The organism is Phytoactinopolyspora alkaliphila, assembly GCF_010550695.1.
Lineage (GTDB): Bacteria > Actinomycetota > Actinomycetes > Jiangellales > Jiangellaceae > Phytoactinopolyspora > Phytoactinopolyspora alkaliphila.
This window is the reverse complement of sequence record NZ_JAAGOB010000002.1, coordinates 556,389-569,761: the sequence shown is the minus strand read 5'-3', so window position 1 is coordinate 569,761 and position 13,373 is coordinate 556,389. Positions and strand designations below refer to the sequence as shown.

General features: G+C 60.8%; 7 protein-coding genes. 4 read left to right on the top strand and 3 right to left on the bottom strand.

The window, feature by feature from the left end; genetic code table 11:
* Positions 1 to 509 precede the first annotated feature (509 nt).
* The 3 genes from G1H11_RS05615 to G1H11_RS25130 form a co-directional block, all read right to left on the bottom strand.
* Positions 510 to 2,489: an ATP-dependent nuclease gene (locus G1H11_RS05615; protein WP_163816823.1), complete on the bottom strand. Its 1,980-nt coding sequence runs from the start codon at positions 2,487 to 2,489 to the stop codon at positions 510 to 512.
* Between the two features lie 982 nt (positions 2,490 to 3,471).
* Positions 3,472 to 4,137: a hypothetical protein gene (locus tag G1H11_RS25135; protein WP_216843471.1), complete on the bottom strand. Its 666-nt coding sequence runs from the start codon at positions 4,135 to 4,137 to the stop codon at positions 3,472 to 3,474.
* Entirely contained in the window at positions 4,077 to 4,895 is an 819-nt protein-coding gene (locus tag G1H11_RS25130) for a hypothetical protein (RefSeq protein WP_216843470.1), read from the bottom strand. Before G1H11_RS25130 ends, G1H11_RS25135 begins: the two co-directional genes overlap by 61 nt.
* Positions 4,896 to 5,067: 172 nt before the next feature.
* Here G1H11_RS25130 and G1H11_RS05605 point away from each other — a divergent pair, with 172 nt between their 5' ends.
* The 4 genes from G1H11_RS05605 to G1H11_RS05590 are packed head-to-tail and all read left to right on the top strand — an operon-like array spanning position 5,068 to position 12,970.
* A complete protein-coding gene (locus G1H11_RS05605) occupies positions 5,068 to 6,954 on the top strand; it encodes a helix-turn-helix transcriptional regulator (RefSeq protein ID WP_216843469.1) in 1,887 nt (628 codons plus the stop codon).
* Between the two features lie 15 nt (positions 6,955 to 6,969).
* Positions 6,970 to 8,592 carry a class I SAM-dependent DNA methyltransferase gene (locus tag G1H11_RS05600; protein ID WP_163816822.1) on the top strand — a complete coding sequence of 541 codons (1,623 nt, stop codon included), beginning with the start codon at positions 6,970 to 6,972 and terminating at the stop codon, positions 8,590 to 8,592.
* Positions 8,589 to 9,770: a restriction endonuclease subunit S gene (locus G1H11_RS05595; protein ID WP_163816820.1), complete on the top strand. Its 1,182-nt coding sequence runs from the start codon at positions 8,589 to 8,591 to the stop codon at positions 9,768 to 9,770. The genes G1H11_RS05600 and G1H11_RS05595 overlap by 4 nt, the downstream gene beginning before the upstream one ends.
* Complete coding sequence (locus tag G1H11_RS05590) at positions 9,770 to 12,970, top strand: type I restriction endonuclease subunit R (RefSeq protein ID WP_163816818.1); 3,201 nt, start codon at positions 9,770 to 9,772, stop codon at positions 12,968 to 12,970. Before G1H11_RS05595 ends, G1H11_RS05590 begins: the two co-directional genes overlap by 1 nt.
* The last annotated feature ends 403 nt before the right edge of the window (positions 12,971 to 13,373 follow it).

The window sequence follows — 13,373 nt, the reverse complement described above, 5'->3', positions numbered from 1 at the left end:
GCTGGTGATGACGGTCCGTGCGCTGAAAGACGGTGATCCGCTGGCTCCGGTGACGGTGATCGTCCCGAGCGAGCGAGCGAGCGGGTGGGCGTGGCGGTTCGGCGAGCGCTGGCGCGTGGGCCGGTCGATGCCAGGGGTGGTTCAGACCGCCCGCTCACGTAACCCGGCCGTGCCCACATCGACGTCCTTCCTGCGACGACCCCGTCGTCCCCAAGGAACAGAGTCTCCGGACATGCCAGGGTGGTTCGGTCAGATTGTAGACCTGTCGCGTACCGAATCCTTCGGCACGACAGACCCCCCGGCTGCTCGCGTAAGAAAGCCACTCTGGCTTTGACCAGCGTAGATGTTGGCCACTATCGGATTCGGTTCTGTAGGAAGCGCTGAGCTTTCGGCAGCCAGAGCCGCCATGGCCGGGATCGGATGGCTCTTCCTGCCCCTCGTTACGCCAGCGCCCTTGGCGGATGTTCCGAGCGCGGTGATCTGATGATGGTGCGTCCGAGAGCAGGCTCTCAGTGGTTTATGAATGAGTGGTCGACGGTGAGGTTCAGCGCCGGCTCTGGTGCCCCGTGAGTTACTGCTTCGCGAATGGAACGGTCCCGGCTCTCCGATTCGCTTGCCTGAAACTTGACGCTAGGCCGAGAAGCTTGGATCTTGCGGAGCGTATCCTTAAGGCGACTCACATCTGGCGGCATCAGGTCTTCGTTTTCGCGCGCGCAAATCATCAGTGCATCAGTCAGCGTCGCTGCGTCACGGAATACCCGGTATTTCTTTTGAAGTGCTGATAGCACACGCTTCCCGTCAACATAGTGCCGCCATCCACCTGCCCATGCACTCTCAATCTCTGTAATGACCTCCGCGCGAACGTCATGATACTCGCTAAGTCTGAACTCGATTTTGCGGCGTTCAAGGTCAAGTCTGCGCTGAATTGGGTCGAGGCTCGAATCCGGTACGTTGACTAGCTCTGCTGGGAGATTCCTCTCGCCCATTCTTGCCTCAATGAATTGTTCCAAAGCGCGAGGTTTCAGTCTATCGACTTCGTCTCGAACCGTATTTTCGAGTGAATCGCCAGCGCTCAAGCCGGGTTCTAATACCCTTGCTAGGAGGGCGGGTGAAATCAGGACGCATTCCAGCATTCGGGCGTCCCATACAAAAACGCGCCCGTCTTCCGAGATGTCCCCTGCTGCAGTCTCTGGCAAGAAGTCGCGATCAATCACGCAAATCCAGGGGACCCCAACTTCGAGGCTGCGCAAGGTGTCAGCCGTTCGTAGCACCGCATCGCGGCCGCCAGCAACGACAACCTCTGCGCCTGCAATCTCGCCAGGGCATAGCATTCGGAGTCGCTTTTCATCGTCGGGTCCTTCAACTACGAGGAGGTAGTTAGCCTGAAAGAGATCCCGGCGGGTTATTCCAAGATCGGAGAGTACCTCGGATTCATCGTCTATGTCGGCAACCCTCTGCGCTTGGTTTTCAGCGGACTCCCACGCTGGCCGTACAATTAGCACGTTCTCCGAGGGTGATGCGGAAATCAGGCTGGGCGAGTGTGTGACGACGATGATCTGTCCGCGACTCGCCACCGTCATCATTGCTCGAAGAACTGCTAATTGGAGCGAAGGGTGAAGATGCTTTTCAGGTTCGTCTAGCAATAGAACGCCACCCTGAGCTGAAAGCTGAGAAACGTAGTACAGCATTCCCAGCATCTCACGTTCGCCGTTGGACAAGTCTTCAAGGGCGTGGGTCTCGCCAGACGGAAGTGTCACGCGTATCGAACTCTGGGTAGTCTCAGGATCGTATTTGGGCAGTGATATCTCCTTGCCGGTGGCGACATGGAAGATCTCGCGAAGCCGCTGGTATTCTTCGCCGGTTTCCAGCCCATCGCGCGCAGCGACGTAATCCCTATAATCTAGCGACATTAGGTACGTACCGATGTCAGGCATCTGCATGGCGGATTTCCAGCGAATTTCCTGATCGTACATCATTCTTCGCTGCTCGGCTGAAGCGGTACGGTCTAGGAGGTCTAAGTCAACGGACGTGCTGGTCGTGAGCGAAACCTGGCGTCGTGCTGAAAGAAGATCTATTGCCGCAAACGGGTGGCCCCGTGAGAATAGTTCATTCTGAACAGTCTCGAGCATTTCGTCGCGTTGGAGATATGTACCAGTCGAGTCTCGGTTCGTTGATACGGCTTCAAGAATGTGCTCGCTGGATCGATGAACTGGAGGGAGGTCTCGGTCCGATCTCCAACGATCGACGCTTGCGTACTCGCGCTCATCGAACTCGATTCCTATCTCGATGCTTAGCGAGTGGCCATAGGGGCCGACAAAGTCCGGCAAGTTTATGTTGCCAGACCATGCGGCAGTGAGCGCCTCCAGGATTAAGCTCTTGCCAGTTCCGTTCTTTCCGGTGACTAGTGATAGTGGTTGCTCCTGAAGGTTCGACGCGATAGCTAAGCGCAGTCCGCGATAGTTCGTGATCTTGAAATGCGTGATTCGCATTTATTTCGCCCAATTCTTCGTCGTGGACATTGTAAAGTGATCTTGCGGTGAGGCCACCGCAAGCGCTTTGGGCAGTGGTTCGTGGCGATGCGAGGGCTCGTGGCCGGTCGTGGATGTCCTGCCATGCCAGCGTGTACACGCGCTTTTTGCGTGCTGCGCCGCACCTGTGCTTCGGCGAGGTATCGTATGTGTCTCATTAGAGCGGAGGCCTATCGTAACTGGCGGTGCGGCGCTTGATGCCGGGAAAACGCGCAGCCCCGCGTCCGTGGCCGACTGAGCGCCGCCCACGTCCTCATACTTCTGGCGTTCGAGGTAGGTCTCCCGGCTGGACGTGGCTCGTTCAGACTCAGAACCCTACGCGTTGAGAGTTTGGGCATGAGGCGACCCGCCCGGTTCTCGGCCGACTGCCGTCAGACGGACCAAATCAAGTCTTCGCAATTCAGGTCCCACGTTTGGCCTCAGCCATGAGCCGCACGCTGACGGCGACCGGCAGCGATCAGCGCGCTTTCCCAGTTCGGGCAGCCCCCCTGAGGTGACGCGGACGTAGCCCCGCAGCTGCCGTGCCCGAGCCCGACGACTCCGAGGATTAGCCATGTACGGGAACGGGACGCTTTCCTCCTTCGGCTTTGATAGCGTGCCCTTATTGAGCTTCGATACCTGTTTCTTGGAGCTTGCATTGTAGTTCCGTACGGGTTTGCTCGTTCCCGCGCTCTTACGTTTTCTGTTCGCCGGAGCCCACGCCTCCGGCAACTGAAGCCCTCCACGCTTGCGGTCTTCCTTTGCGGCTTGAGCCTCTTCGGTCGCACGTCGCCTTCGGAACTCAATCTCGGCAGGCGGCAACGGGTACTTGTCACCGGGAAATGTAGACATAAGTGATCCCCCTCACAGTCAATATTCCATACCGAGCCTCCGCTCGGCTAGGGGTGGTCTTGGGTGGGAGTCGGCGTGCCCGAGGTTCTCCCCCGAGCACGTTTTATGTCCTTCAGGCTGCGCCCTCTTGAGACTGGAGCTCAGCCGCCCGCAGGTCAACGCCTCCGAGAGCGTCGAGGGCCTCGTTGAGCAGGCGATTGACCGTCGTGGTGATCCGGGAACACCGGCTATCGATCTTGCTGGCGTTCTTGCTGATGGCTTCCGAGACCTTCTTGATCTCGTCAATGTCGGTCAGGGCAGTAAGCGCCGCCGCAACCTTCTCTTCGGCGGTGGCGATCTCATGTGCACCGCTGCGTGACGAGACAGCGAGACTCGCCGTGCGGAGAACCATGACGACAGTGCGGAGAAGGCTCGGGTCGTCTCGTTCGGGATCGAACGCCATCACGATTCGCCGTGGACCAAGGTTGCGCACCGTATGCCCTTCATTCTGGTCGATCGTCCGAACGAGCCCGAGAGCCGCGGTTGCATCGCGATTGCGCTCAGCCTCATCGAGGTATGGTGTCCATCCCCTGCGCGCGGAGTCAGTCATCTCGAAGACGACCCGCGCCGCGCCACCATCGATCGACAACACGCCGTCGCCCTTCCGGTTACGAGACAGCTTGCCGGTGTTCGCACTCGTGTCGACATACTCGTCCCCGAGGCCATTGGCGATGCCAGTCAGGAGAGCATGAACCTGGTCGGCATAAGTGTCGCCCTTGATCGGGGTGACGCTTGCCACGGCATTCTCCGCCTCCCGATCTTGAGGGCAGTTGTCAGCTCGTCGACCTTGGACGTCAGCTCCTTGTGGTTCGCCGCCAGATGTTCAGCCAGCTCATGGCGCTGAGCCTCGAGAGCAGCCTGGTGCTTGGCCATGGGAGATGTCGGGTCTGCAGGGTCGAACTGCCGACCCACCTTGGCGATCAGGTCCCCTGTGCTCGTGCCTACACGGGCATCGAGCCTGGTGCCGAATTGGTCGAGAATCGGCTGCAGCCGCTCGACTAGTGCTGGGTTCTCGCCGCCAAACACCTGGCGAAGCTCTGTGCTCAAGTCGCTCTTGACCGATGCGACGGCGTTGGTCAACTCCTTGCGGGCACGGCCCTCAGCGTCACGAAGTGCCTTGCCGGCTGTGTCGGCTGCATTGTTGACGGCGTCCGACGCCTGCTTGGCCGCGCGTTCGGTGATCTCTACGGCCTCGTTGGTCGTACGTGCTGTCCTATCACCGAGCTCCTTGATCATCTGCTCGAGTGACTTGGCCTCCTGCGTCTGCCCGACGGCGGACAACGCGTGCGCTCCAATCGTGACGGCCTCGGTGACGAACTCGGCGAGGTTCGCGTTGACCAACACCGAAGGGTCATCGACGATGGACCCCCTCTTACCGGTCGTCCAACGCTGCGCCTCACGTACGACGTCGGTATCAGAGATGACCACGTGTTTCACGACGACGCCGGACATCGAGGAGTCGAAGTGTGCCGATTGATCGGTTCTCGTTTCGGCCATGGCGGCTGCTCCTTTCTGGTGGCCGCTTACTGCGGCGGATGCACTCGACCATGACCGAAGGCCTGCCGAGGTGGCTACTTGAATCACTGTTAAGGCGGCTTAACGATGTCGTATCTACGCAACTAGCCCGGCATGCGCCATAGTGTGTCCACGAGCCGGGAGGAGGTTGAGCATGCCAAGCGTCGCAACATCGCTGACGATGCAGGACGTCGCCGATCTCGCCCAGGTGAGCCGCCAAGCTGTCTCTATGTGGCGCAAGCGGCCCCGTGCCCGAGGCATCTACGCGCCATTTCCTGACCCGATCGAAGTCGTAGACGGTGTAGACCGCTTTGATCGCGACGAGGTCGTCAGATGGCTAGAGAAGTCTGGCCGCGGTAACAACCCCGAGGCCGGGCTTGACGCACCGGCCCTGAGCCCACCGGACGGAGTGCAGTTCGAAGATCTTGTCACATTGCTCTGCCTGGCTGCGGCCAGCGGGGAAGAGCTGGCCGAGACCTCCATGGAAGATCGGCAGACTCTGGCGCGCGGCGCAGACCCTCGCGATGAGTTCATCCTCCGGGAGGTCATCACCATGGAGTCGACGGCTGACACGCTGCGGTTCATCGACGACCTTCTTGAAGCGGCATTTGGGCCAGGGGAGGCACTTGCCCGTTTGGAGCAGGGCCGCGCCGGCAGGGCGCTAGGCACGCGCGACCTCACCAGCGGCGCCCTTGAACTCATACGTACCTTCACAGAAGCATGTGCGCTCCATCTCGACCCCAACGGTGTTCCCCTCATCCATGCCGGCCACGCGGTGACCTTGACCCTGGCTCTTGCCGACGACTTCGCGCCCCTCGTCGTCAGGGGGGATGGCACGGAGCAGCGGGCACTGCGGCGCAGGGCGTCCATTCGCGGGATAGACACAACCGATTCCCAGCCGAGTCCGAATATTCGCATGCTGTCTGTCTTGGGTAGCCGGCCCGCCGACGCGCTGGATGCGATAGACAACGTTGTGATCGAACTCGACAAGGACGAACTGGCGATTGTGCTGGGGCCTGCAAGTCTGTTGTGTGACGAGCTTCGCGGTGATCAGGACAAGGATCGCGCACAGACTCTGCGGTCGGGCAACCTCGTCGTCGCGGTTCGCCTTCCCCGAGGTATGTGGCGTGAGGCGCACCGGCAGGCGCTGGGTCTGTGGGTTTGCGCCGGCGGAAAGTCGATTGATCAGCCGTTGATCGCCGATCTCGCCGCGTTCACCGGCGACGAGTATGACGCGGGCGACCTGGCGGCCGACCTTACGGGAGCCTTGGAGGCCCAAGGAGCACGCGCCTTCAGGTACCTACGCCGGCACGACCTCGCCCTGATTCTCAGTTCCCGCACTCCAGTGGTCCCGCGGGGAGTGCGCGCCGTGCAGTTGGCTACGACGGACGTCGAGCGTTATCTGGACAAGATCAACACCGAGACCCTGGTCACGAGCGAACCCATCCCTACCTTCGATGTACTAGCGGAGGCAGCGCCGGGAACGATGCTGCTGCGCAGACGATCCGTCGGTGAGCTGAAGGACCTCGGGTTCGCCCACGTGAAGCGCGGCAGCCGGATCGACCCAAGCCACGCGCACGACAATGGCTCTGTCGCGGTGCTCTCCGCAGCCGGCGCCAACAAAATCAAGCTTGACCCGTTCGACGCGGCCCATAGCTACCCACGCGCGGCCCGCACGGAACCCGGAGACGTCATCTTCACCGAGCGGCCGCGACCCTGTGCACTCGTCGACAATCACGGCGGTTCGCTGGTCGCATCGCCCTCGAAGATCCTCCGCATCGGCAAGAAGGCAGGCATTGGCCCCCACACAGTCTCGGCGATCATCAACCGGCTGCCTGACGACGCCACTGATTGGCAGACCTGGAGCGTTCCGGTTCTCGATGCCACGGCGACCGGGCAACTCGAACAAGCTCTGATCGCAGCGTATGAGTACGAGTCAACGCTGCGCGCAAACCTCGACGCCGCACACCGGGTGATTGGGGCCATGATCGACGGCGTCGCCGCTGGAGCGGTGACCTTGACAACCCCAAGAGAAGATTAGGAAAGGTCGTTCAGCATGCCACCTCGGAAGAAGCAAGAGCCGTCGGCGCCGTCGACGATGAAGGAGCTGAAGGACACCCTATGGAAGGCAGCCGACCGGCTCCGAGGCTCACTTTCCGCGAACCAGTACAAGGACGTCATCCTTGGCCTCGTATTTCTCAAGTACGTCTCCGACGCCTACGACGAACGCCGCGAGGCGATCCGCGTGGAGCTCACCGACCAAGGTTATGACGAGGAGCAGGTTGCCGACCTGATCGACGACCCCGAGGAGTATCAGGGGTACGGGGTGTTCGTCGTTCCACCGACGGCCCGTTGGTCCTACCTAGCGGAGAACGCCAAAGGCAAGACTGCTACCGGTGCCGAGCCAGCGAAGAACATCGGGCAGCTTGTCGACGAGGCGATGGATCAGGTCATGAAGACCAACCCGAGTCTGCAGGGCACGCTGCCACGCCTGTTCAACAAGGACAACATCGACCAGCGCCGCCTAGGCGAGTTGCTCGACTTGTTCAACAGTGCTCGCTTCAGCCGGAACGGCGAACATCGCGCCCGCGATCTGATGGGTGAGGTCTATGAGTACTTCCTGGGCAACTTCGCCCGCGCCGAGGGAAAGCGGGGCGGCGAGTTCTTCACCCCGCCCAGCGTGGTCAAGGTGATCGTTGAGGTTCTTGAGCCCTCGCAGGGCCGGGTGTATGACCCGTGTTGCGGGTCCGGCGGCATGTTCGTGCAAACCGAAAAGTTCATCTACGAACATAATGGCGACCCTAAGAACGTTGCTATTTACGGCCAGGAGAGCATCGAGGAGACCTGGCGGATGGCGAAGATGAACCTCGCAATCCACGGCATCGATAACTCCGGACTGGGGGCTCGCTGGGGCGACACCTTCGCTCGTGATCAGCACGCGGACATCCAGATGGATTACGTGATGGCGAACCCCCCATTTAATATCAAACACTGGTCCCGCAACACGGAGGATCCGCGCTGGAAGTACGGGGTCCCACCAGCCAACAACGCCAACTACGCCTGGATCCAGCACATCCTCTCCAAGCTCGCTCCCGGCGGCAGCGCCGGTGTCGTGATGGCTAACGGCTCGATGTCATCGAACTCCAACGGCGAAGGTGCCATCCGCGCCCAGATCGTTGAGGCCGACCTGGTTTCCTGCATGGTTGCGCTTCCGACTCAGCTGTTCCGCAGCACAGGCATCCCGGTGTGTCTGTGGTTCTTCGCCAAGGACAAGAGCGCAGGCAAGCACGGGGCGTTGGATCGGTCCGGCGAGGTGCTGTTCATTGACGCCCGTGAGCTTGGCTACATGATCGATCGCGCAGAGCGCGCCCTATCCGCTGAGGACATCGCCAAGATCGCCGACACCTACCACGCATGGCGCGGCACGCGGTCGGCGGCGCAGAAGAAGCTGATCTACGAAGACGTGCCCGGCTTCTGCAAGTCAGTAGGCCTGGCCGACATCAAGGCGGCCGACTACGCACTCACTCCCGGCCGGTACGTCGGCGCCGCCGAAATCGAAGACGACGGTGAGCCCGTCGATGAGAAGATCCAGCGATTGACGAAGGAACTACTGACGGCATTCGACGAGTCGGCACGACTAGAAAAAGTCGTCCGCGAGCAACTGGAGCGGCTGTCATGAAGACGACTGTGGCGGCATTGTGCTCCCGGGTGACAAGTGGTGGAACACCTAATCGTGCTCACCCAGAGTACTACGAGCCCGGGACGATCCCGTGGGTGAAGACTGGGGACCTCCTCGACGGACCTGTGTCACGTTACGACGAGCACATCTCCAAGGAAGGCCTAGCCTCCTCGTCTGCAAAGCTTTTGCCGGAAGGCACCGTGCTAATGGCCATGTACGGGGCCACGGTTGGCCGACTTGGTTGGCTTACGGAGGAAGCCGCATGCAATCAAGCAGCCTGCGCGATGATTGCTAATCCAGCGGTCTGTGACTACCGGTGGCTTTTCTATGCGCTCATGTGGTCTAGGTCTGGTCTTGTCGGCCTAGCGTCAGGTGCGGCACAACAGAACCTGAATGCTGGTTTGATCAAATCAATGGAGCTTCCCGCAACGCTACTCGCGGAACAGCGGGCGATTGCGGAGGTGTTGGGGGCGCTCGACGACAAAATCGCCGCCAACGATCGTGTCGGTAATCTATGTCTAGAACTCGCCGATTCGATGTTCACCGAGGCTGTACGGGGGATGCGACTCGGAGGCCAAACCTTTGGCGATCTTGCCGAGGTTGCCGGCGGCGGAACGCCAAAGACGTCATTCGAGGAGTATTGGAACGGGAGCATCCCGTGGGCGACGCCGACAGACGTGACTGCGCTCAATGGCCCGTACCTATTTACCACTTCCCGAATGATCACGGAAGACGGCTTAGCGGCCTGCTCTTCGAAGCTTTATCCGAAGCAGTCAATCCTAATGACGTCAAGGGCAACGATAGGGGCCTTCGCGATCGCGCAAGTCCCCGTTGCCGTAAACCAGGGATTCATCGTGGTCAATGCCAAGAATCCGATTCACCAATTCTGGCTATTCCATGAGATGCGATCACGTGTCTCAGAGTTCATTAGTCATGCGAATGGGGCAACATTCCTCGAGCTAAGTAGGGGCAAGTTTAAGCAATTCCAAGTCCGCATACCTGACCCGGACCTGGCGCGATCGTTTTCACGGCAAGTTGTGCCGCTCCACGAACAGGCCGCACAGACGATGACAGAGACGGCGACTCTCGTCGCAACCCGGGATGAGCTGTTGCCATTGTTGATGTCCGGCAAGGTCCGCGTGCGCGAGGCAGAGAAGATTGTGGAGGAGGTCGTGTAATGGCCACGAAGCCGGGGTTCAGCGAAGACGATTGGGAACACATCGCCCTCGATACGCTCGCCGAACAGGAATGGCAGCACCTCCCGGGCACCGCGATCGCACCAGGCACTGACAACGGCCGCACATCGTGGGCGGACATCGTCCTCCCGGGCCGGATGCTCACCAAGATGCGCGAGCTAAACCCACAGGTGCCTGCGGAGTACCTGGAGCAAGCGCTGGCCGAGATCATCCAGCCAACCTCGCAGGATCCAATCGCGGAGAATTTCCGTATACACGAGATCTGCGTGAAGGGCTACCGCGGGATCAGCTACGTCGACTCAGATGGTGTCGAGCAGAACCCTACGATCCGGCTGGTCAGTCACCGGGTCAGTGACAACGAGATGCTGGCCGTCAATCAGGTCATCGTTCGGTCTCCCGAGGCCGAGCGGCGGTTTGATGTGGTGGTCTATCTCAACGGTATGCCGGTCGCGATATTCGAGCTTAAGCAGGCAGGAGTGGCCAAGGCCGACATCGCTTCTGCGCACGCGCAGCTTGGGACATACCTGCGCGAGTTCCCGATGGCATTCCGGTTCGCCGTCGTCACTGTGATCAGTGACGGCATCATCGCCCGTTATGGCACGCCGTTCACACAGCTGAACCACTACTCGCCATGGAATGTCGACGACGACGGCAAGCCCGTGAAGCTCGGCGAAGTGATGGACGATGTGCATCTCGGCACCGAGCTCGAGTTCCTCATCGAGGGCGTCTTCAACCCCGAGCGGTTCTTACAACTGCAGCGCAACTTCACCGCCTTCGACGGTGGCGCTGAGGGCTATGTGAAGCGGATCGCCAAGCCGCATCAGTACTTCGCCGTCACCAAGGCGGTCGGCTCGACCGTCACGGCTGTCGAAAGCAATGGCAAGGCCGGCGTGGTCTGGCACACACAGGGGTCGGGCAAGTCGATGGAGATGGAACTCTACGCTCACCTGGTGGGCACCCAGCCTAAGCTGAAAAACCCCACCATCATTGTGGTCACTGACCGCAAGGAACTCGACGGGCAACTCTTCGAGACGTTCAACCGCTCGCGCTTGCTGACCGAGACACCTGTCAAAGCAACGACTCGTGCGCAGCTTCGCGACGAGCTGGTTAACCGCGCCACCGGAGGCATCTACTTCACCACGCTGCAGAAGTTCGGGCTCAGCAAGGCCGAGAAGGATGCAGGTCTGGATCACCCGCTGCTGTCGGAGCGTCGCAACATCATCGTCATTGCCGATGAGGCGCACCGCAGTCATTACGATGATCTCGACGGCTATGCCCGCCACTTGCGGGATGCGCTCCCGAACGCGGCGCTGATCGCCTTCACAGGCACGCCCATCTCGTTCGAGGACCGCAACACCCGCGAAGTGTTCGGCGACTACATCGACATCTACGACCTGACCCGTGCTGTCGACGACGGGGCCACAGTGCGGGTGTACTTCGAGCCGCGCCTGATCAAGGTCGCTCGGGTCCGGGACGTGAGCGAGGAAGACCTCGACCACGCCGCCGACGAGGCTACCGTCGGGCTCGACGACGTCGAGCGTGCACGAATCGAGAGGTCGGTCGCCGTGATCAACGCGGTGTACGGCGCCCCGGCACGGCTCGAGGCGTTGGCCGCCGACATCGTCCGGCATTGGGAAACTCGGTCGGAGGAGATGCGGAAGTTCATCTCCTCGCCCGGCAAGGCATTTATCGTCGGTGCGACGCGCGAGATATGTGCTCACCTGTACGACGAGATCGTCAAACTGCGTCCCAGCTGGCACAACAAGGCCGACGACAAAGGCGTGATCAAGGTTGTTTACTCCGGCTCAGCGCAGGACAAGCCGCCTGTATCTGACCATGTCCGCCGCGACGGGCAGAACAAGGTCATCCAGAAACGGCTACGTGATCCCGACGACGAACTGCAGATCGTCATCGTCAAAGACATGATGCTGACCGGCTTCGACGCGCCGCCCCTGCACACGCTCTACCTTGACCGGCCGCTCAAGGGAGCGCTGCTGATGCAGACTCTTGCCAGGGTGAACCGCACCTTCCGCGGTAAACCAGAGGGACTGCTCGTCGCGTATGCGCCACTGGCGGAGAACCTCAACACGGCGCTCGCCGAGTACACAGACACTGATCAGGCAAAGAAGCCGGTTGGCAAGGACATCGACGAGGCCGTCGCGCTTACTACCCAGCTCATCGGCTCCCTCGACGAGCTATGTACCGGCTTCCCGTGGAAGTCGAAGCTCGATGGCGGGTCGAAGAGCTGGGTCAGGGCAGCTTACGGGTTGACCAATTACCTGCGCTCCCCGGCCACCCCAGGTAACCAGGTGCCTGAGGGTGAGGAGACGCTCGCCGCCCGCTTCCGAAAGCTCGCGAACCAGCTCGCTCGCGCGTGGGCATTGTGCTCCGGCAGTCCGGACGTGCAGGCACTCCGCGTCACAGCCAGGTTCTACGAAGAGGTCCGCGTGTGGATGGGCAAGTTCGACGCCCAGGAGCGCCAGGCCGAGGGCAGACCGGTCCCCGAGGAGATCCAGCGTATGCTCTCCGCGCTCGTGGCCACATCCACCACATCAGGCGAGGTCGTCGACATCTACGAGGCGGCGGGGATGCCCAAGCCGTCGCTGTCCGATCTCGGACCTGGATTCCAGGCGAAGGCCCAAGCCGCCTCCAACCCCCACCTGGCTATCGAAGCCTTACGTGCTTTGCTTATGGAGGAGGCCGGGAAGGCAACGCGTAACAACCTCGTGCGTCAGCGGGCATTCTCCGAGCGGATCGCTGAACTAATGCGCAAGTACACCAACCAGCAGCTCACCTCGGCGGAGGTGATCGCCGAGCTTATCGAGATGGCGAAGGAGGTCGCCGCCGAGGGAAACCGAGGCGAACATTTCACGCCGCCGTTGTCGTTGGACGAGCTGGCGTTCTACGACGCGGTGAGCACCAACGACTCGGCCGTCGAGCTCCAAGGCGAGGACGTGTTGGCCCAAATCGCCCGTGAGCTGGTGGCGGTCATGCGCCGGGACGTAAAAACCGACTGGACCGTCCGTGACGATGTGCGAGCTAAGCTGCGGTCCTCAATCAAACGGCTGCTGGTGAAGTACAAGTATCCGCCGGACAAGCAGCCCGAGGCCATCAAGCTCGTGATCGAGCAGATGGAGACCATGGCGCGACGTTACGTCTCAGACGCGACCACGCCGAACTGACAAAGACTAGCGTCATGCCAGCCGTGGGTTCAGGCAGCAAACGCCCACGTCACGCGCGCGGCCTCCTAGAGATCGTCAACGGTATCGGCACAAAGCCAAAGACACTGTCCTCACATCTTCATCTTGGCCTTCGGAGGAGCGTCAAGGATACCTGGGGCCTACAGCGATGAGGCGCTTTAACATCCGGACGCTCCAGATGGCTAGAGCGACGGCGGTAGCCGCCAGCACTAGAGCATTCTGATAATTGTCGCGTGCTGCCGATGACGTTGCCGCTGCGGCGGAAAATGTTGTCATTGCCAGAACCGACAGCAGATGCGTGATCGATAAGCTCGCGAGTGAACTGGGCTCGGTATGCCCTCGCCCGGCTCTAAGCAACATGTAGACGACTTGGCCTAGAGCACAC